Origin of the sequence: Chthonomonas sp. (genome assembly GCA_016788425.1) — a bacterium.
Classification (GTDB): Bacteria; Armatimonadota; Fimbriimonadia; order Fimbriimonadales; family Fimbriimonadaceae; genus JAEURQ01.
The window spans coordinates 612893-632780 of sequence record JAEURQ010000002.1; the positions used below are offsets into that span (position 1 = coordinate 612893).

At 60.4% G+C, this 19888-nt stretch carries 19 protein-coding genes and 2 tRNA genes; 6 read left to right on the forward strand and 15 right to left on the reverse strand.

What is annotated here, in order from left to right; genetic code table 11:
• Positions 1-8: 8 nt before the first annotated feature.
• The 10 genes from JNJ45_04885 to ilvE form a co-directional block, all read right to left on the reverse strand.
• Positions 9-908 (reverse strand): hypothetical protein, encoded by a 900-nt coding sequence (locus JNJ45_04885; protein ID MBL8047998.1) that lies wholly within the window; start codon positions 906-908, stop codon positions 9-11.
• Between the two features lie 48 nt (positions 909-956).
• Positions 957-1448: a hypothetical protein gene (locus JNJ45_04890; protein MBL8047999.1), complete on the reverse strand. Its 492-nt coding sequence runs from the start codon at positions 1446-1448 to the stop codon at positions 957-959.
• Positions 1445-1960, reverse strand: coding sequence for a DUF4440 domain-containing protein (locus JNJ45_04895; protein MBL8048000.1), 516 nt, complete (start codon positions 1958-1960; stop codon positions 1445-1447). The genes JNJ45_04890 and JNJ45_04895 overlap by 4 nt, the downstream gene beginning before the upstream one ends.
• Before the next feature lie 55 nt (positions 1961-2015).
• Positions 2016-2972 (reverse strand): UDP-N-acetylmuramate dehydrogenase, encoded by a 957-nt coding sequence (gene murB / locus JNJ45_04900; GenBank protein ID MBL8048001.1) that lies wholly within the window; start codon positions 2970-2972, stop codon positions 2016-2018.
• Entirely contained in the window at positions 2969-3484 is a 516-nt protein-coding gene (locus JNJ45_04905) for a hypothetical protein (protein ID MBL8048002.1), read from the reverse strand. The genes murB and JNJ45_04905 overlap by 4 nt, the downstream gene beginning before the upstream one ends.
• Positions 3481-4578, reverse strand: a complete 1098-nt coding sequence (locus tag JNJ45_04910; protein MBL8048003.1) for a hypothetical protein — start codon at positions 4576-4578, stop codon at positions 3481-3483. The genes JNJ45_04905 and JNJ45_04910 overlap by 4 nt, the downstream gene beginning before the upstream one ends.
• Positions 4575-5951 carry a methylenetetrahydrofolate--tRNA-(uracil(54)-C(5))-methyltransferase (FADH(2)-oxidizing) TrmFO gene (trmFO, locus tag JNJ45_04915; protein ID MBL8048004.1) on the reverse strand — a complete coding sequence of 459 codons (1377 nt, stop codon included), beginning with the start codon at positions 5949-5951 and terminating at the stop codon, positions 4575-4577. Before trmFO ends, JNJ45_04910 begins: the two co-directional genes overlap by 4 nt.
• Positions 5952-5960: 9 nt before the next feature.
• Positions 5961-6323, reverse strand: a complete 363-nt coding sequence (locus JNJ45_04920) for a hypothetical protein (protein MBL8048005.1) — start codon at positions 6321-6323, stop codon at positions 5961-5963.
• Positions 6324-6392: 69 nt separating this feature from the next.
• A complete protein-coding gene (locus JNJ45_04925; protein ID MBL8048006.1) occupies positions 6393-7124 on the reverse strand; it encodes a hypothetical protein in 732 nt (243 codons plus the stop codon).
• A gap of 253 nt (positions 7125-7377) precedes the next feature.
• A complete protein-coding gene (gene ilvE, locus JNJ45_04930) occupies positions 7378-8274 on the reverse strand; it encodes a branched-chain-amino-acid transaminase (GenBank protein MBL8048007.1) in 897 nt (298 codons plus the stop codon).
• A 111-nt stretch (positions 8275-8385) separates the two neighbouring features.
• Between ilvE and JNJ45_04935 the strand changes: the two genes are divergently transcribed.
• Both JNJ45_04935 and JNJ45_04940 read left to right on the forward strand, forming a co-directional pair.
• Positions 8386-9735, forward strand: a complete 1350-nt coding sequence (locus JNJ45_04935) for a VanW family protein (protein MBL8048008.1) — start codon at positions 8386-8388, stop codon at positions 9733-9735.
• Positions 9725-11935, forward strand: coding sequence for a prolyl oligopeptidase family serine peptidase (locus JNJ45_04940; GenBank protein MBL8048009.1), 2211 nt, complete (start codon positions 9725-9727; stop codon positions 11933-11935). The genes JNJ45_04935 and JNJ45_04940 overlap by 11 nt, the downstream gene beginning before the upstream one ends.
• Before the next feature lie 50 nt (positions 11936-11985).
• Here JNJ45_04940 and JNJ45_04945 read toward each other — a convergent pair.
• Positions 11986-12062: transfer RNA gene (locus tag JNJ45_04945), tRNA-Met, on the reverse strand.
• Positions 12063-12077: 15 nt separating this feature from the next.
• On the opposite strand from JNJ45_04945, the gene JNJ45_04950 reads away from it, so the two are divergent.
• On the forward strand, positions 12078-14294 hold the full coding sequence (locus JNJ45_04950; GenBank protein MBL8048010.1) for a hypothetical protein: 2217 nt from the start codon (positions 12078-12080) through the stop codon (positions 14292-14294).
• Here the strand turns inward: JNJ45_04950 and JNJ45_04955 are convergent.
• The 3 genes from JNJ45_04955 to JNJ45_04965 are packed head-to-tail and all read right to left on the reverse strand — an operon-like array spanning position 14291 to position 16615.
• A complete protein-coding gene (locus tag JNJ45_04955; GenBank protein MBL8048011.1) occupies positions 14291-15094 on the reverse strand; it encodes an ABC transporter permease in 804 nt (267 codons plus the stop codon). The genes JNJ45_04950 and JNJ45_04955 overlap by 4 nt on opposite strands.
• On the reverse strand, positions 15094-16044 hold the full coding sequence (locus tag JNJ45_04960; protein ID MBL8048012.1) for an ABC transporter permease: 951 nt from the start codon (positions 16042-16044) through the stop codon (positions 15094-15096). Before JNJ45_04960 ends, JNJ45_04955 begins: the two co-directional genes overlap by 1 nt.
• Positions 16045-16069: 25 nt before the next feature.
• Complete coding sequence (locus JNJ45_04965) at positions 16070-16615, reverse strand: peptidylprolyl isomerase (protein ID MBL8048013.1); 546 nt, start codon at positions 16613-16615, stop codon at positions 16070-16072.
• Between the two features lie 202 nt (positions 16616-16817).
• Here JNJ45_04965 and JNJ45_04970 point away from each other — a divergent pair, with 202 nt between their 5' ends.
• Positions 16818-18035, forward strand: a complete 1218-nt coding sequence (locus tag JNJ45_04970; protein ID MBL8048014.1) for a C40 family peptidase — start codon at positions 16818-16820, stop codon at positions 18033-18035.
• A gap of 172 nt (positions 18036-18207) precedes the next feature.
• Here JNJ45_04970 and JNJ45_04975 read toward each other — a convergent pair whose 3' ends face one another.
• A complete protein-coding gene (locus tag JNJ45_04975; GenBank protein ID MBL8048015.1) occupies positions 18208-18690 on the reverse strand; it encodes a GNAT family N-acetyltransferase in 483 nt (160 codons plus the stop codon).
• Between the two features lie 64 nt (positions 18691-18754).
• Here JNJ45_04975 and JNJ45_04980 point away from each other — a divergent pair.
• Positions 18755-18830, forward strand: a tRNA-Glu gene (locus tag JNJ45_04980).
• A 113-nt stretch (positions 18831-18943) separates the two neighbouring features.
• Positions 18944-19879, forward strand: a complete 936-nt coding sequence (locus JNJ45_04985) for a hypothetical protein (protein ID MBL8048016.1) — start codon at positions 18944-18946, stop codon at positions 19877-19879.
• The last annotated feature ends 9 nt before the right edge of the window (positions 19880-19888 follow it).

A 19888-nucleotide genomic window follows, 5' to 3' on the forward strand; every position in this document is an offset into this window, starting at 1 on the left:
CGCCTTTTTTATGCTCGCTTGCGCCGCAAGAGGAGGGCGCCCAGGGCGAGCGCCATGAAGCTCGCCGAAGCGGGTTCGGGGGCAACGATCGTCGCGAGGCCGGTGATGCGTCCCATTGTTACATTGGTGCCAAAGTAGCTAATTGTGGAGTTGGTGCCGAGGTGGTGACGAACGAGTTGTTGTGGGTTACCCGTGGTCGAAGAAGTGGTTGCGGCATACATGTTGACGCCGTGACCAAAGGCCAAGCCCTCAACGGCACTGGTGGCGGTGGTGCCTCCCAGCAGGGTTTCGGTATAGCCCGACATCGAGCTGATGTTAAACCGGCCGAAGCGCCCTGCCATGGCGACCCCGCCGACGAACGCCTCATTCCCGCGGATCTTGATCTCATAAATGTTGCGGCCTGGGGTCGTAACTGTGCCAAGTAGTGTTCCAGTGGTGTTGAACTTGCGGACCGTGCCGGCGTCGCCGATGAAAATGTTTGTCCCATCCGTGCCCACGCCATAAGAACTACCGACCAAAAAGCTGCTGAGGAAAATAAAGTTGGAATTGTATGTGGTCGCCGTGCCCCCATTCACGACAACAAAGTTGCCGTTGTTAAGGCGAGTGAGTCCCCAAGGCGCGGTGTTGACCTGAAACTCGTTCACCAAAACCCCTGAACTATAGTTCCAAGCCTGAACCGAACCCAGATTATAGTTGGTTAGATAGGCGATTCCAGCGGCGCCATCCACATGAATCTTGGCTGGTTGGCTCATGTACCCTGCTCCAAACGAGCCAAAGTACTGACCGGTTACAGGGTCAAAGCGGTGAACTTGATTCAGGTTGGAATCTACCGCCAGCAGTAGCTCGTAACTGGCTGGCGAAAGAGCAGGCAAAGACACAACTGCCGCGAACAAAAAGATTGAGCGCATGCCCTATTGTAAGGGAATGCGCTCAGTTCTGCATGGTCTTGCGGCGAATTATTCGTAAACTTCCTTGCCGTTCTCCCATGTGCGATCTTCGATTGAGCGCACCTTGGTAATCCGCCAACCCTTGTTGTAAGTCCAATAGTCGTCGGTGACGCTGCGAAGCTTGAGCGAGTGCAGCTTCTTGGGATTCTCGCGATCGGGTACTTGCGCCTCCATTGTAACCACGGCCCGTACCCTTGCGGAGTTGCCATTTACCGTGATGGTTTTGGTGGACGTTTTGAATTTGAACGTCTTGGAGTTTGAGTAGCGTTCGGTGAGCAGGAGCACGGCATCCACGATATTGAGCGGTTTGCCCTTGAGCGGATACACTTTCGCGGTGCGGTCGTACGCCTTCAATGCGGCCTCGGCGTCGTGCTTAATCAGCGCTGCATCAAGTTCCTGATAAATCTCTTTGATCTTCTTAAGAACTTGGGCTTCGCGGGCGTTCGATTGGCCGTAGGCCATCGCGGCGACGAGCGCTACGGCGCAGGCAAATCGCTTCATTGCTTCTTCGTCGCTCCCTGCAGTTTGCCGTCAAACCACATTTGATCTTCTAAAGACTTGACCTGGGTGATGCGCCAGCCCTTGGAGTATTTCCACTGATCTTCGGTGACGCTTCGAACACGAACTTCTACCGTTCGGTCCGGGAATCCGCGCTGCGGCAAGGTGGCGACCACGGTGATGACCGCGACGACTTGCGCCGAGTTGCCGTTCACGCGGATGGTCTTGGTCGAAGTCCGGATCGAAATCTTTTTCGCCAAGTCGAACTGGTCGGTGCGGGCGATGATCGCGTCGAGAATCTCGATCGGCTTGCCCTTGATGGGATAGACCAAACAGTCCTTGCTGTAGTAGGTTGCCGCTTTGTCGATGTCTTGCTTCTGAATCGCAAGATCAAGCTCCTTATACATTGCCTTAAGCTTTTGCAACACGGCGTTTTCGCGTGCGTTGGATTGCGAAAAACTCCCCGTGATGGTCAGGCCAACCAGCGCAACCGCTGTCATTCCACGAACCGCCATAAATCTCCTTCTCAGCTGAAGTACCCCTATTGTACGTTCCACAATTGAGGTGAGTTCAGCGACTTTGCGGCGAAAAATCCGACCAATCGCCGAGGTAGAGCACCTCTTCTTCGAGCCGGACGCCATAAAGCTTCTCCACTTCGTCGCGTACCTGACCGGCAAGCATGCGAATATCGGTCGCCGTCGCCCGCCGCGCATTGATCATAAAGTTGGCATGACGCCGCGCAAACATGGCCCCGCCCACGCTGGCTCCGGCCAGCTTGGCTTGATCAATCAGGTAGCCCGCTGGCACAACTCCGGCCGCCTTGAGGCGAGCGGGCAGGTTCGGCAGGGAATCGGCCAGCCGCTGATCGTAAACGTTCTTGAAAAACGAACCCGCGCTTGCCATTGCGGGCTGCTTGCTGATGCGTTGCCGCTGGTAGTCGCGCGCCTCGTCGTAGATTTCCTTTTGGGCGCGTCGCGGAAGGGCCAGGCGAATCTGGAGCACGCCGAGCCGGGGAGGGTTCGTCGCGCGCAGCACGCTATCACGGTAGGCAAACTCCATGATCTCGGGATCGGCCCACATGCGCACGCCATTTTGCACGACCTCCAGAGCGGTGATGTGCTCGCTTATGTTGCTGCGGTAAGCGCCCGCATTGCTGACCAGCGCGCCGCCGACCGAACCCGGAATGCCGACCGCATACTCCAGCCCGCCGAGCCCGACTTGCGCCGTTTTGAGGAAGAGTTCCTGGAACCACACGCCGGTATCGGCGTGAACCACGCCATCGTCGGCGCTGATGGAAATGGACTTGGTGCGATTGAGAATAACCAGGCCCGGCACCCCGCGATCGCTGGGCAGCATGTTGCTACCGCCACCGAGAATCGTGATCGGGTGCCCCCGATCGTGCCCCCACGTCAGCAGTTCCGCGAGCTCGTCAAGGTGATTCGCTTGACCAAAAAGCTCCGCGTTACCGCCCGCTTTGAGCGTGCAAAACTTGGCGATCGGGACGTCTTGCTGAATCGTGACCGTCATGGCGTGAGGAGTCCAGGCGCGCGTTTGGGCTGGCTGATGCTGGGCGGAAAGATATAGTTGGGCTCAAGCTCCAGCGCCGTGGACCACTGAATGCGGTCCCAAGTCGCGGCCAGATGGGCGGCGATCGGGGGCTCGCTCGCCAAGGCGTGTGGGCTGATCGTCAACTCGTGACCGTCGTGCACGAAAAACTCACCCTTGCGGCTGGGGATGACGCGGACCCCGTCGCGTGAAATGAGGTCAAAAGCTGCGATTCCTCCGACCGGGATTTGGTAGAGATAACCCCACGTCTTGGCGAGCATCACCGCCACCTTCACGCCCGTAAAACTACCAGGGCCAACATCGGCGACGATGCCGCTTAGCGCGTGCTCCTGTAGCCACGGCTCGCACAACTGAATCAAAGCGCCCGAAGCAGCGCGCGGGGCCTCGCGCTCACCGCTGGCCACAAGCTGACCCTCCGGCGAAAACAAGGCGGCCGAGGCGATGGCGGAAGAACTGCTCAGCGCCAGGATCAACCCTTGACCTCAAGGGCGAGCGTGCGGATGAGCTGTTCAATGAGCGCCAGCGACTTTTTGCTGGACTCGCTCGCGCCGGTGTAGCTGAGTACCCAGTAGCGGTCGTCCTTTGCGCCCACGGCGAGAAAGGCCGTGGTGTCCACGCTCTTCATTTTGCCGGTTCGCGAGGATCGCCACACGGAGTAGCCCGCCGCATTGAACTTGGCGGGGGCGTCGGCTCGGTTGGCCACGCTGTCAAAACTCTTGAGGTCGGCGGCCATCATTTCGGCGAGCATGCGGGCCGGCGTGGGCGACGTGACCACGCTGTGGAGGGCAATTTTAACCGTGCCGGTGAGTTGCGGGTGAGTGAGCAGCACCGCCTCGTCCCCAGCTTTTGCGGTCCAGCCCTTGGCGAACAGAACATTGGCCGTGGAACCCGCCAGCAAGGTGGGCGCAGCTTGCTCGCCCGTAACTGGCTTGGTGGGCGCGCCATCAGGCTTAAACGTGAACTGCACGGGGGGTGCCGAAGGCGCCACTCGGACCTCCTCGGCCACAAACGGCTTTTCCTTGGAAGGCTTGGTGGTGGGCAGTTGCTGCGTGGGGTCCTCGGGCAGGTAGTCGCCGCCGGTCGAGGTGCGCATGGTGAGCAACACGGCGCGCACCAAGGTCTCGGCTTCGTCGTAGCCGGGTTTGGGTACTTCCAGGCGAATCTGGAACTTCGTTGTGGTGCGCGAATACAGCAGGCCGCTGAGCGTGGAGATGGTGAACCCCTTGTCGTCGTGCTCGCTGAGCGTGTAGAGCATGGGCGCGCCGAGATAGACCTCGTCCCACTGCTTTACCAACACGCGCTTCTGGGTTTTCACCACGTCGGCTTGCATGGTTTGCCAGACATCACTGGCCCCGCGGAATCCGGCATCCAAAATCTGCAACTTCGCCTGACTCGCCCCGTTGAGAACCGGGAAGGTGAACTCCGAGTAAGTGCGCTTGAGCGAAAACTTCCACTTTTGCGGATAGGTGAAACTGAGCCCCTGGGCCGGGCTGGTGTAAACCATTTGGGTTTGAGCCACGGCGGCAACACCGCTCAGGGCTAGGGCGACAACGACGGCCAGTTTCATACGGATAGATTACCGACTTTGGGCAACCAGGATTCCCAGGCCGCGTGCGCGGCTTCGATCTTTTTGCCTCGCTTCACGCCCTTGTCGCGTTCGGTTTCGAAGCCAGGCAAGAGCCCCCAGTTGACGTTCATCGGCGCGAACTCGCGCGGCGTGTCGTCTTGTAGGTGCCCAAGCAAGCTGCCGTAAGCGGTGGCGGCCGGCGGTGTCGGCAGGGCCGCGCCGGTGTGGCGGGCCAGCACCGCGAGGGCCGCATAGATGCCCATCGCCGCGCTTTCGACGTAGCCTTCGACGCCGGTGAGTTGACCCGCCACCCACACATTCGACATGCTCCGGAGGCTCAGGTCGTCGCTCAGCACCTGCGGCGCGTTGAGATAGGTGTTGCGGTGGATCACGCCGTAGCGCACAAACTCCGCCCGCTCCAGCCCCGGCACCATGCGGAACACGCGTTGCTGCTCGCCGAATCGAAGGCGGTTTTGGCAGGCGACCAGGCTGTAGAGAGTTTTCTCGCGGTTTTCGGGACGCAGCTGTAGGGCCGCGTAGGGGCGGCGTCCCGTGCGCGGGTCTTCCAGCCCGACCGGCTTAAAGTTGCCGAAGGCCAGCGACCGCGGCCCGCCCTCGGCAATCACTTCAATCGGCATGCAACCCGCGAAGTACTTCACCTTTTCGACCAGGTCTTCTTCGCGGCCGGTGGCTTCGCCATCCCGTTTTCCGCCGGCCTCAAACGCATGAAACGGAGCGCGCTCGGCGGAGATCAGCGCCTCGACAAACGCGAGGTAGGAATCCTTCTCGAAAGGGCAGTTGAGGTAGTCGTCGCCCTCGCCCTTGTCGTATCGGCTCTGCGCGAAAACGATCGAGCGGTCGAGCGAACTCGCCTCGACGACCGGGCTCACCGCGTCGTAAAAGTGCAGATGCGTGCGGCCCGTGATGGTGGCGAGAAACTCCGAGACTGGGTCGGTGCTGAGCGGGCCGGTCGCGAGAATCGTGGGCGTCGTCGCATCAATGAGCGCAGGCGTCCACTCGCTTGCCCTTACGGTTACGTTTGGGTGCTCGGATATGGTCGCGGTAACCGCCGCCCCAAACTTATCGCGATCCACCGCCAGCGCCTGACCGCCGGGGACTTCGTGCTCCTTGGCCATCGCCAGAATCAGCGAGCCTAGACTCGCCATTTCGGTCTTGAGCAAGCCCGCGGGGCTCTCTGGATTTTTTGACTTAAGGCTGTTCGAGCACACCAGTTCGGCGAAGTAGCCGGTGGTGTGAGCGGGCGTGGTGGTCGCCGGCCGCATTTCGTAGAGTTCGACCTGGGCGCCGCGATTCGCAAGCGCCCAGGCGGCCTCGACACCCGCGAAACCGGCCCCGACCACCACCACCTTCATCGGCGGAACCTAGGCACCGTAGAAGAAGCGCTCGCGAGTGATTTTGCCGTCGGCGTCGAGCTCATAAAGGGCGAGCTCGTCCATGTGGTTTTCTTCGCCGGTCTGCTTGTTCACCGTGTCCAGGCGGAAGATCACGCCGAATTCGCTCTCGCCATGCGGGAACGGGCCCTCGACTTCCATCTTCTTCACGTCGAACGTGCTGTCCCACCACTCCATCTTGCCGCGAATGGCGGCCATGCCCTTGGCAACACGGTCTTCGCCCATGGCTTCGACCGATTCGGGTTCGGCGACAAAGAGTTCGGTGTAGGCGTCGGCCCAATTGGCCCCGCGACAAAGTTCAACAAGCTTGTTTCCAATTTCAATGGATTTCATAACGTGATCCTCCAACCGCAATTCTACGGTTGTAGACAAGTGTACACCAGTTTGCCGAGAATTGCAAACTTACAGCTTAAAAAATGTGATTTGTGGTTGGAGGGCCACCGTAGGCGAACCAACCTTGCCGCTAACCACGGCGAGATAGACTCCGCCCGGATCGAACACAAAGGTCTTTTGCGCATAAACAACGGCCGCGTCCGCGCCGTTCTGACGGGCTTGGAACGTCAGGGTGCCGCTGTCAATATCGAGCACGTGCGTGCTCGTGCTGAAGTCGCCGAACGAGAGGTTCGCGCGGTTGAACTGCGGATTTTCGCCACCGGCGGGATTCGAGGGGTCGAACGAGCGGAAGTCAATCGCGTACGGGTCCACGCCATCCTTTTCGACGAGCGCGTTAAAAATGATGAGGCGAGCGCGGTTACCGACCGGTGCATCGCGATCTACCGTGAAGAACGTTTGCTCCAGGCGTTTGATGTTCTCGGTGCCAAAGTTGGCCAGTCCGTAGGAAATCCAGATGTACTCTTGGTCGCGTTGCCAAACCTGTTCGTTGCGAACTTCGATTTCGGTGCTCGGAACGTAGGTCGTGGCATCGTAACCACCATCGGCGTCGTTGCGAAACTCGACGCTGTTAAACGCCGGGGTGCCGCCCAGGTAGGGCACATTCGTGGCGACATCGCTATCGTTCAGCGATGCGTTGATCGTGGCGTCGACGGAGAGATTGAAGTAACGGTACTTGGGATTTGGAAGCGTGGTAAGGGCACCGCCGCCACCGCATCCAGAGAGTAAGACCCCCGAAATCAAAGCCGTTGCTACAAAAAAAGTGCGCTTCCAATTCGCCACAGTCATAAGATACCTAGTCATTCGAAGAAGGTCCCGAAGGTGAGACGTCCGAAACCCCGACTTCGTACTCAAAAATTGAATAGCAGAGCGGGCAGCCGTAGAGTCCAGTACGAACCCAGTCGGCTTCGGTCCATCCACAAAAAGGACAATCCCCGCGCGATTCTCGCTCCCCACGAAGGGCGTCGAGAAATCGCACAGGGATTTCTGGGGTCATCTAGCTCGCGTTGGCGGCTACTTTGTCAAAGGCAACGCCGGTCACGCGGACCTTGGCGTAGGCTTCCATGAGCTTGCGGGTGATCGGGCCGGGCTTGCCGTCACCGATCTTGCGACCGTCCAGGCTCACCATCCCGATGATTTCGGCGGCGGTACCGGTCAGGAACGCTTCGTCGGCGGTGAAGATGTCAAACGGAGTCAGAACTTCTTCGACCATTTTGTAGCCGGCGGCAACGGCCAATTCCATGGCCGTGTTGCGGGTGACGCCTTGCAGAATGCCGCAGCTGGGGTGCGGGGTGCGAACCTTGTTGCCTTGGATCAGGAAGATGTTGTCGCCACTGCACTCGGCGATTTGGCCCATTTGATTCAGCATGAGCGCCTCGCCCGCGCCTTGGCGGTTGGCTTCCATCTTCGCCATGATGTTGCTTGCGTACTTGCCGATGCACTTCACACGCGGCTCAATGGTGTCCGGCGACATCACGCGGAAGCTGCTGGTGACCACGTCGAGCCCGGTGTCGTAGGCGCTCGGCGGATACAGCGCCAGCTCATTGACCATGATCATCACGTTCGGCTTGCGATTGATGTTCTTGGGGTCGAGGCCAAGGCCGGTGCCGCGGGTGACGTTTAGGCGAATGTAACCGTTGCTGATGTCGGCCTGCGCGCACATGTCCAGGATGATCGAGCGCAGTTCCGGCTGGGTGATCGTCATTTCGTAGCCGAAGTAAGCGATCCCATGATAAAGGCGGTCGAGGTGCTCGTCGAGCTTAAACACTCGCCGCGAGTAGATGCGGATCCCTTCGAAGATGCCATCGCCATAAAGGTGGGCGTGGTCTGCGGCACTGACGGTCGCTGTCTCCAAGGGCATGACATCCCCATTAAGCCAAACCAGTTTGGGCATAGTTAAATTGTACCGTCCGAGGGACTTGTGCCCGTGCCCAAACGTTCAATCTTGTATAATTTGTGGCAATCATTCATGGGCTCTTCACGTTGCTTTCTCGCACTCTTCTTGGTGGCCGGTTCGGCCGTTGCTGCCTTCGCTCAGGCGAACGATCCGATTCTGCAGCCGGAAGTCACCATCGCCGGGCTCAATGTGGGTGGCCTGACGACCACCGAGGCGCGATACCAGCTTCGTTTGTGGTGGGATAACGAGCGACGCACGCTGTTCTCGCTGACCAACTCTCAGCTCAAAAAGCAACCCGAGGCGCGCAGTCTGACTTCGTGGGGGGTGGCTCTCGACGATGCCGCGACGCTGGCGGCGATGCCGAAGGAAGCGTTCTACAGCGAAACGGTGCCGACCGGCCCTCCGACCAAGCGCGATTTCGACGCAGTCTACAAGTTCGACGCGGCCAAGATGGACAGCCTGCAACGCTTTATCGAAGCCCAACTTGGCACTGGCGGCGGCGACGCGCAGGTCGCCATTGTGGGCGGCAAAGTCGTGGTGAAGGGCGCTAAGCCCGCGCCGAAGTTTGACCGCAAAAAGACGCTGGACAACCTGATGGCGGCCTGGCGCAACGGCGACGCTCAAGCGCAAATTGACATTGACGTTCCTGCAAGTTCGATCCCGGAAGGCGGGCTCGCTCTGGTGGAAATCTCGCGGTTTAGCACGCGATATCCGACCGGCCAAAAGAGCCGCAACAACAACTTGAGTCTGGCCAGCGGCAAGATTGACGGCCATGTACTGATGCCAGGCGAGGTGTTTAGCTTCAATGGCACCGTCGGCAAGCGAACGGTTCAGGCGGGTTTCAAGGAGGCTGGCGTGTACGTGAACGGTCGCCACGATACTGGCGTTGGGGGCGGCATCTGCCAGGTCAGCACGACGCTCTACAACGCTTCGCTGCTGGCCGATCTTGGGATCGTTCAGCGCCGCAACCACAGCATGCCGGTCGCGTATGTGCCGGTTGGTCGCGACGCGACCGTAAGCTGGGGATCGCTCGATCTCAAGCTCAAGAATCCGTACGATTTTCCGATCGCGTTCCGGCGGACGTTTGGCAAGGGCAGCCTCACCTTTATCATCTATGGTCAACCGACCAATAAGACCGTAAAGATCACCTCGGGCAAGCGGTCGAGCTGGGCGGCGGGAAGCAAAACCGTGTTCGATTCGAGCCTCCGTCCGGGCTCGCGGCGGGTGGTTGAAAAGGGAAGTGCTGGTCACCGCGTGACTACCTATCGCCAGGTGTTTAGCGGCGGCAAGCTGGTGCGCACCGACAATTTGGGACTGAGCTATTATCCCGGCGGCCCCCGCATTATCGCGGTCGGACCGAAGCCGCGAAGCGCGCCGCGTCCAGCGACCATGCCCCTGGCTGCGCCGATGTCGGCTCCCACGCCGCCCGCCGTGATTCCGCAACGCCGTGGCGGCTAAGCTCGCGGTTGGACTGAGCCTTATTTTGGCGGGCTATCTGGCCCGCGCGGTCCCCGAGCGGATCGTCTCCAGCGTCCACAGCATCTCCGGTAAGGAGCGCGCCACCGAGTTTGTGACCGTCGATGGAGCGCATCGGCTGGAGATTCAGCGCGAGGGATCGCCAACCGAAACCATTCGCGGCGGCCGCGAACCCTTGTTTATCCCGGCTGACAATGGTCCCGCATCCTTGTTGGTGTTTCGCATTGAGGACGGACCTTTGAGGTCGGTCGTGGTCCGCTACCTCTCCGATCAGCGGCAAACGGAGTACTCAGGCGCTCTGGGCTACGTGGAAGGCATCTCCTCACTTGCCATTCCGACCCCGGCCGGACTCGTCGGAATCAATCCGCGAACGCGCGAGACGGCGCTATTGCCGCTCGATGCTCGGATGATCTCCCGAGACTTTGCTACATACCAAAAGGACGGTAAGTGGGTCCTCCACCGGCTCGATTGGGCGGAATCTGGTGGCAAGAGCGAAACGCCTTTTCTCAGCGCAACTTGGGATGGCTGGATCACAGCCACGCACCTGAATGGGGCGCAGTTGGACCTGCCTGACGGCTTCTCGGTGGACCCCATGGTGCCCCTTCGCAAGGTAGGCGAGCGCACCATGTTTGGCATTCAGCGAATTGTTTCGGCGGGCGCGATCCATCACATGGCCACGGATGAACCCAACTACCCCTGGCGAGAACGGGCCGAGCGCTACTTGATGCTGAGCGACGGGTTCCAGATCGAGAACGGACCGTGGCGCGATCCGCAACTTGGCAAAAACTTTGCCGTGCTGGAAGAGGCGTTGGAACGCCCTTGGCCAAACGGGAACTATCGCCGCAAATTCTGGCGAGTAGACCTGCAAACGCACGACTATGTTGACCTCGGCTTGGAGGGCGTTTCGGCGGCTACAACGTTCGACGACGCGGCTCTCATGCGCACCTTAACCGGATTTGCGAGGGTGAACCTATCGACGGGCGAACGCGTGAGTTGGCCGAGTGCGGGCGATCCTCGCATGAGGTTTGTATCGAATCACCGTGACGTGTTCGCGGTCGGTCGCGATGAGGTGGTTCGTTTGACCGAGTCGCCAGTGCGGTTGACCCAGCCCGGCCAGGCGATAAGATTTTCCGCGCTGCCGGGGCCAGGTGAGTACGATTTCGATCAGTCGGTGTACTTCCGGGCCGAGCGCAGTGTCGGCGGGCAGGTCGGTCTGGCGTGGTGGGATGGCCACGCCTTGCACCTCGGCGATCTGAGCGCGACGATCGTGGCGCGACGCTCCCGCACCGGAACGGATTTCCTGCGTCAAGATTTCAACTCGCCGCCGGCGGTGGTGGAGTCCCCCGCCGCAAAAGCCCCGGTGCTGGTGACCTCGAATCGCGACGCCGCCGATGCGGCGGACCCGACCGTTCGGCGGAGTTTCCTCACAACCAAAGTTGGGGCGCAAACCGTGGCCGCCACTCTGCTTTCCCCCGACGACGTTGACGAGGAGCGCCCGCTCGTGATCCACATCTACGATCGTCAAGCCGGGCGCGGGTTTGAATTCACGCCGGTCGATGCGAATGACCCTTATTCCGCGCGCAATTGGCTTGCGCAGGGTTACCGAGTCCTGTTACCAGACCTCGCGTTCGAGGTCGGTCAGCCGGGGCCGTCGGTGGTGCGGAGCCTCCGGGCCTGGATCGCCGAGGTCCGGAAGTCCACCAAAGTCGGACGCATCGCGGTGGTGGGTCATAGTTGGGGCGGTTATGGCGCGCTCTTCGCCGCAACTCAGATGCCCGAGTTGCGGTGTGTCATTGCGGGTTCGCCGATCACCGACCTCACGTCGCTGTACTTCTCGAGCTATGCGGGCCAGGAGTCCAATGCGCCGATTGTCCAGATCGAGCAGGGCCGGATGGGCGTCTCGCCGGACCAAAACCCAGCCGCGTATCGCGCGAACTCGCCGCTCACCTTTATCAAGAACCTGAAGGTCCCGGTGCTGGCGGTGTTCGGCGACCGCGATGAGCTCGTGAATCCTACTCAGCACGAGATTCTAACCCACGCGCTGTGGCTGGCGGCCAAGCCGAGCCTCGTCATTCGCTATGCCAACGAAGGACATGAGATCGGATCGCCGGTGAATCGTCGAGATTTTGCGACACAACAGGCGGCTTGGCTCCGTAAACACCTATTGGGCGAAAGGTACTGATCTGTCACCTATGTCTCCGGTACAAAGACAGGGTTCGGAAAAGTGAAGAGTGGTAGCGACGGGCGGACTCGAACCGCCGACCTAACGGGTATGAACCGTTTGCTCTAACCAACTGAGCTACGTCGCCAAACGAGACTTTATTATGGCCAAATTCCTGATTTCTTGCATACCGATTCTCGGCTTGGTTGGTTGGCAATCCACGCCGAACGCGCGCACCGAAATCGCCTCGCTGGTGCAAGCCCGCAACGTCGGCGCTCTCCGGCGATTTAGCGGTCCGGAACTCGCCAAAGACCTACAGGCATTTGACTTTCTCAACCTCGGCGGCGTGTATGGCGGAGGCAGTCAAGGCTGGGCGGTGGTGTTTGTTCGCGAACCGCTCAACGCCACGGAGTACGCGGTGGTCCACACACCGACCGGCATGGAGGACATCGGCTCGCAAGTGTTCGAGTTTCGCGAAGGCAAACTCGTGCGCAAGATTGCCGAGGCGGATCGGCAGGGCTTTCGCTTGGTGCATCACAACTTCGAAACCGTCGAGTTTCGGCCCGAGAAAATGGAGCTAACCGTGCGCGACCGCTTCCGCATGCGGCGCGAGAAGCCGAGTTCGGGAAGCACAATTCTGCGTCTGGGATCGCACCTAAAGGTAAGCGATCTGCGGACTTCCACCGGCAACAAAGTGCCGTTCGCGCAAGGCGGCGGGGTCGTCATCTTCCCGAGCCCAAGCGCCGACCAGCCCGAGCTAGTCATTGAGTACAGCGGCAAAATCAATCTGCCGTTCATTGGCGGCATGACGCGCCAAAACGAGATGAGCCTGGCCGGCGACATCTGGTACCCCACGCTCGGACGGTGGCCCGCCACGTACACCGCGAAGCTCAAGTTTCCGCGCGGATGGCGCGCCATTGCGCCCGGGGTCGCCGGTCCGGTGGTGCCGGGCGCGACTCAGGACGAGCAAACCTTCCGCATGGATGTGGCCAACTGCTTTTTCAGCATGTCGGTGGGCCAGTACCGCTCGCGAAGCCTGAAGACGCCTGGGCTGGAGATTGAAACAGCCAGCGCCAACATGAGCGAGGCCGACATGGACTTGCAAAACCGGGTCTCGGCGCCGGTGTTCGCGTATCTCGCCAAGTTCAAAAAGTATCCCTTTCCCAAGTTCACCTTCCTAGAAAGTCAGTGCATGTTTGGCGGCGCGCTAGAGGCCTACAGCCACGCGACTTACGAGCAAAACTGGTTGCCCGACGAAGAGCCGCACGAGCCGGCGCACACCTGGTTCGGCGGCATCGTGCCCAACACCTACTTGACCAGCCTTTGGAACGAGAGCTTCGCCTCGTGGTTTGAGACCCACTTTAAGCGGGAGAACGGCATGTGCCCGCCCGCCGAGGCGCGGCGCGCATTCATCGAGTTTCCGTACGCCGCGCAGAGTTTTGAGCGATTCCCGGTGGCGCGAGCGGGCTCAGAGCAGGGAACTGACGCCAGCGACCTGGGCTACAACAAGGGCGCCTACGTGCTCCAAATGCTCGAAACCGTGATCGGTCCCGAGAAGGTGGTCGCCGCGATTCAAGAGTTCCTCCGCGCGCATCCGGCGGGCGAACCCGCAGAGTGGCCTGACTTCGAGGCCGCCTGCGAGCGCGTCGTCGGCGAGGACCTTTCGTGGTTCTTCGACCAGTGGCTGCGGCGCGTCGGTTCGCCGCGGGTCAAGGTGCGTGATGCCACCTGGACGGCGGGGAAGTTGCGGGTTCGTTTCGACTGGGTTGGCGCGGGATATCGCATGCCGACCGAGGCGTTGCTGCGCTTTGATACTGGCCCGGAAATCGCGACTCGCGTCACGATTCCGGCGAGCGGCGATCTGATTATTCCCACGACGAGTAAGCCCAAACTGGTGGCGCTCGACCCCTACAATCGTCTGCTGCGGCATCGCGACCCCGGCGAAGTCCCGCAAAGCCTCAGCGGCCAAATCGGTCGGTTCAAGCGGTTTGTTGCGACCGGAATGTCGGCCACCGAAGAGGTGATGGGTGGCAAGCCGCGCATCGGGCAGCGCCTTACGAGCATCCCCAGCATTCTGAAAAACGTGTGCCTGATGGTCCCCGCCACCGAGCCGCGCATTGCCAGTTATCTCCGGCAGGAAGGCGTGGCGGTGAAGGGAAGTAGCGTCACGTGGCGCGGCACCACGGTGGACATGAATCGCGGCGGCATGATTCTGCGGGTGCCCAAGGAGGATGGTTGGCTAATTATCGTCTGCGGCAAACCCAAGCTCGAAGCGCGCATGAACCAGGCCCAATTTGCCTTGTTCGACGAGTTGGGCCGCGCCGTTCGCACGCGCACCGAGCCGCGAACCACGGGCGGACTCGCCGTCGCGGTGCGTTAGTTTTCTTTGCGTTGCGGGTCGAACTTGGCCTGCAGGCCGTCGCCCAGGAAGTTGAGCGCGAAGATGGTGAGACTGAGGATGAGACACGGCCAAATCAGCATCACCGGGTTGCTCGCCTTTTGCTGGTTGGCATCGCTGATCATGCTGCCCCAACTGGGCGTTGGCGGCTGAACCCCGATCCCGAGGAAGCTCAGCGCGCTCTCGGCGAGAATTGTCCCCGCGATCTCGACCATGAGCACCGCGAGGAGGCTGCCCCACAGGTGCGGGATGATGTGCCGGGTGACGGTGTAAAACTTCTTCGCGCCGAGCGCGTCGCTGGCCAGCACGAACTCGCGATCCTTAAGCGTCGCGGCCTGGGTTTTGACGAGCCGCACAATCGAGGGCCACGCCGTAATTGAGAGCGCGATGATGACGGGCCGAATCGAGGTGTCGCCCCAGATGCCGATGATGAGGATGGCGAGCAGGATATCCGGGAACGCGAACATCGTATCCGTGATGCGCAAGATGACGATTTGCACCCACTTGGGGCCGAAGACCGCGAGGATGCCGAGCGTGACGCCGAGCAGCAACGCGATGGCCTGCACGGTCAAACCAACGCCGAGCGAGATGCGAGCCCCGTAGGCGAGCCGCGCCAAGATGTCGTAGCCGGCTTGGTCGGTGCCCAACGGGAACGCGCCGCCAGGTGGCAAATTCACACCGCCGGCTTGACGATCGAACGGGCGCATCATCGGCACGACCACGGCAAAGATCGCCAGCAGAATCAGGTACAGCGCCGAAAATCGAGCGAGCCAGCGGGTCATTAGACTTGCGACTCCCGGATGCGCGGGTCGAGAATCGGCTGGATGATATCCACGATCAGGTTGACCAAAACAAAGAGCGCGCCCGCCACGAGTGTGGTCGCCAAAATCATCGGCGTATCGCGGCGCTGGATCGCCTCGATTCCTTCGCGCCCAATGCCGGGGAGCTGGAACGCGGTCTCCAGGATAAACGAGCCCGTGAGCAAGAACCCGAACGACGTGCCGATGGCCGTGATGACCGGCAGCAGCGAGTTACGCAAAATATGCCGAAACACGAGCCGAGGGCGGGGAACACCCTTGGCGATGGCCAGGTGAATGTAATCTTGCGCGGCGGTATCAATGGTCGTGGCGCGCGAAAGTCGGGTGATGGTGGCCATGGGTCGCAGCGCCAAAATGCACACCGGCAACACCAAGTAGTAGAAGTCCGACGCCACGCGCTCGGGCGACCAACCGGTCGGGAGCTTGTCCCAGTGCACGGCAAACAAGTACACCAGCAGCGGCGCGAGCACAAAGTTGGGGGTGGTGACGCCAAACGTGCTGAGGCCGAGAATCACCTTGTCAACAACGCGGTCTTTCTTGAGTCCGGCCAGCGTGCCCAGCCCAATGCCAATGGCCGAGGCCAGCAGGATCGCCCACGCCGATATGCGCAGAGTCATGGGCAAGTTAGCCACGATCTTCTCGCTCACCGGTTGCTTGGTGCCGTGATACGACGTGCCGAGATCGCCGCGCACGACCTTACCCATGTAAAGCGCGTACTGCGTGAGCACGGGTTTATCCAGATTGAGCTGTCGCCGGATGGCTTGGTAGGCTTCGGGAGTCGCCTTTTCGCCGGCGATGATCCGGGCCGCGTCGCCGGGCGCCATGCTGGCCGCCATAAACGTTACGAAGCTGATCGCGATAAGGCTGATCAGCCCGTAAAGGAGGCGCAGGGCGATGGGGCGAAGGACGTTCAAGCGGCCTTCATCTTACCGCGAGGACTTAGCCCCGGTTCAGGCTGACGCGCGTGATGACATCGCCTTCGGCGAGTTTCTCCAGAAGCTCTGCGCCCTTGGTGATCCGCCCGAAAACCGTGTATTTGCCATCGAGGAACCCGGCGTTGCCGAGCATGAAATAGAACTGGCTATCCCCGACGAGCTTGCCGTTGGCATCGGCCTTCATGGCCAGGCCAACCGCACCCTTGGTGTGCTTCCAACCGGTTTCTTCGAAAGGTATGGCGGCACCCGTGCCACCCGATCCGATGGAATCGTCGGTCAGCGCGCGCGACTTGGTGAGCGGATCGCCCATTTGCGCGAGGAACGGGCGCGGCGAGCGCACCACGCGGAAAATTTTCTGCCCGTTGTAAAAGCCCTTGTCGGCCAATGCTCCGATGTGAGCCGTCGCGAGGGGGGCTTTTTCGCTGAGTTCGATGACCACTTCGCCGCGATCCGCGATCTCGACGATCAGCATTTGCGGCTTGGGCGCGGCCCAACCGGCACCGACCAACGAGGCCAGACCAAGAGCCGAGATGAACTTGAGCGTTTGCATTCCACATTTATAACGGTTGAAAGGTGAGAATGCTTCACCCATTGATCAAGAACCTTAAAGTAGAGATTTTTGGGGAAAACCCGACAATTAACTCCGGGGCGTCACGTCCTGACCATGAGCGAAGTTGCCTGCTCGCAGGTATACTTGGTTCTTCGCCGGGACGGTAGCTTAGCGGCTGTCACCCAGGCACCTAAGGAAAACTATGATTAAACAAGTGACCTTGTGGGCCTGCTTGCTGTGCGCAAGTTTTAGCTTTGCTAAACAAACTCACGTAACGACGTCGGGGGAATCCCTGACGACCATTGCCAACGATCTCGGGCTGACCGTGGATATTCTGCGGACCGCCAACCCTGGCCTGGAGAACAACATTCTCGCCGCCGGGATTAAGATTGAGATCCCCGATTCGATTCAAGTCACCGTTGGGAAATACGACACCGACTGGATCATCGCCTCAAAATTCCGAATCACCACTGCCGAGCTGAAGAAGAGTAATCCGGACGTGGACTTTTCTGACCTGAAGGAAGGCCAACTGCTGACCGTGCCGATTATCGTGCGCGCTGCCAGCAAGCCGGTTCCGGCCAGTTCGCCGATTAAGGCCGTGAAGACGGCTGTCGCCGCGGCCAAAACTCCTGCCGCGCCGACCAAAACCATGCGCGTGACGGGCGACACGGTGCGCGTTCGCGCCACCGCCAGCACCTCGGGACGCATCGTCGACACCGTTGACCAAGGCTCCATAGGCTTGATCATCGAGACCAAGTCGGGCTGGCACAAGCTCAAATTCACCAGCGGCCTGATCGGATGGATCAAGGCCGATTTTCTTGCCTCAGGTTCGGCCAAGCCGGTCATCGCCAAGGCCGCTCCCAAAAAGGTCGCCAGCAAACTGCCCGACGTGCGCAACACTGAAGTTGCCTACGAAAGCGCCAGCAAGGCCGCCTCGCTCTTGGGCACGGCGCGCAGCTTCCTGGGAGTTCGCTATGTGTACGGCGGCACCAACCGCTCGGGTATTGATTGCTCCGGGTTTGTTGGCGCGGTCTTCAAAAAGCACGGCATCAACCTGCCGCGCACGGCCGCCGCTCAGGCGGGTCGCGGAACCTATGTTTCGCGTGGCGGATTGAAGGCGGGCGACCTGATCTTCTTCCGCACGGGCCGCAGCTCGCGCATCAGCCACGTCGGCATCTATATCGGCAATGGCAACATGATCCACGCCAGCTCGGGCAGCGGACGGGTACGCATTGATACGCTCAGCAAGAGCTACTATCAGCGCACCTACGCCACCGCTCGCCGCGTGGGCAACTTCGGCGGCTCGGTTGACTTTAGTCAATACAAGCCGACGCCGGGTAGCGACATCGGCGTGAGCGAAGCCACGATCGAGGACATCGAGCCCAGCGAAACCGTGGGCACCGACGAGATCGGTCGGTAACAAATCTGGCCCCGCTTGCCCCTGGGTAGGCGGGGCTTTTTTGCGCCTTATCGGCGCGTGAACACGAACCGGCCCTCGTCGGATTTACCGTCGGGTTGGAAGTCGTTCTTCAGCAGAACCTTGGCCGAGGCGAGGTTTTCCGGATCGGTCTCGGCGGTGATGCCGCGCAGTCTTATCGCCGCGTGAACACGAACCGGCCCTCGTCGGATTTGCCGGCGGGTTGGAAGTCGTTCTTCAGCAGAACCTTGGCCGAGGCGAGGTTTTTCGGATCGGTTTTGGCGGTGATGACGCGCACCGTGGCGATGCTGAACAGCCAGTCGCAGAGCAGGCGCACGGCCTCGCTGGCCAGCCCGCGCCCGCGATACTCGGGCACGATGCCGTAGCCGATTTCGACCGTGGTTCCGCTGAGCTGGATGGGGTCGTGGCTGGGCGATTTGGTGCCGATTTCGCCGATCATCTGCCGGTCGCCAACGTGGATGATCGCCCAGAATTCGAGCTCGGCCGGCATGTCGCTGTGGAGCATGTCGTGGAACTCAGGGTTGGGCCACTGCGGGTGGATCGGCACGCCGAGCTCGGCTTGCAGATCGGCGTGCACCCGCGCCAAGCCGAGGGTCACCGGCTCGAGGACCAGCTGGTTGCCGATGATGACGGACATGGGGAGATTATGGCCGCTCCCCCCTTGCGGGATTGTCGGCGACCGGTCATAATTACAGGCAGTTGCTCCGGTCGTCTAGCGGTTAGGATGCCGCCCTTTCACGGCGGAGGTCGCGGGTTCGAATCCCGTCCGGAGTACCAGCCGCTTTTGACCCTGTTGAATCCATCGGACCGGATGGGACACGAACTTGAATAGCCCCACCTGGTCGTTTGACCGGACCGGTTCGCGCCAGGCTTATGGGTACGCTTCCGACATGAACGCACCGTTCTATGAACGGCCGATGGTTGCTCGGATCAGCCGGATTTTCGGCGATCCGCGACCGCCTCGTAGAGTTACTCAAAAGCAGTTCGACGGAGAGCAAAAAGACCTGGCTAAAACTGCGGCCAAACCTTGGCATGAGATTGACCAGAGCGATTACTGGCATTATTTGCTCGATCTTTGCTACGTCGACTTACAACAGGACCTGTTTGACTACCTGTTTCCCGCGTTCTTGATTCGATGGTGGGAAGGTCAACTGACGCGGTTAGGGGGCCCCGCGTCTGAGTGTGATTTTTATCGAGCCATCGATCACGGCCAGGTGCTTGCCAAAATGATGAGCGAATCCAGGCGGCAGGAAGTTCTAGACTGGATGACCGATGCGTATATCGAGGGTGTCGATGCGTGGAGCGAGAATCTCTCCGTCGCATACAATCCACGAGGTCCAAATGATCTCCATGGCCCGCTGTGGAGTTTCAATGCGTTGGGGCAGTCAGTCCCCATTACACGAGCGATCTTGCAGCGACTCGGCGACGTTTCAACGATCGGGCGTGCGCAATGGTGGCTGGTCTTCGGCACTGGCATCATCTGGAGAGAGAACGACTGTCCAGCGGTGCCCGACTGGACTCCATATAGCGGAGGAGGAGGTGTTTACAACACGGGATCGGAGGCCTCGATCTTCGACCATGGCTTCCTTCCCGAGAATCTAGAAGCGTTCGAAAGCTTCGTGGACTACGCCCGGTTGATGACCATGCTCGAACAAAGCGCGGATATCATCCCTTCGTTCCCTCATGGTGACTGGGCTCGGTTGGCTTGGGAGGAATGTTTGACATACCCTCAGCGCGTGGAGACGCGACTCGCGAACTTGATCCACCTCCTCGGACTACCGGCTTTGGGCGGAGTTCACCGCAACTCTTTGGACACGGCCGACTAGGCATCTCAG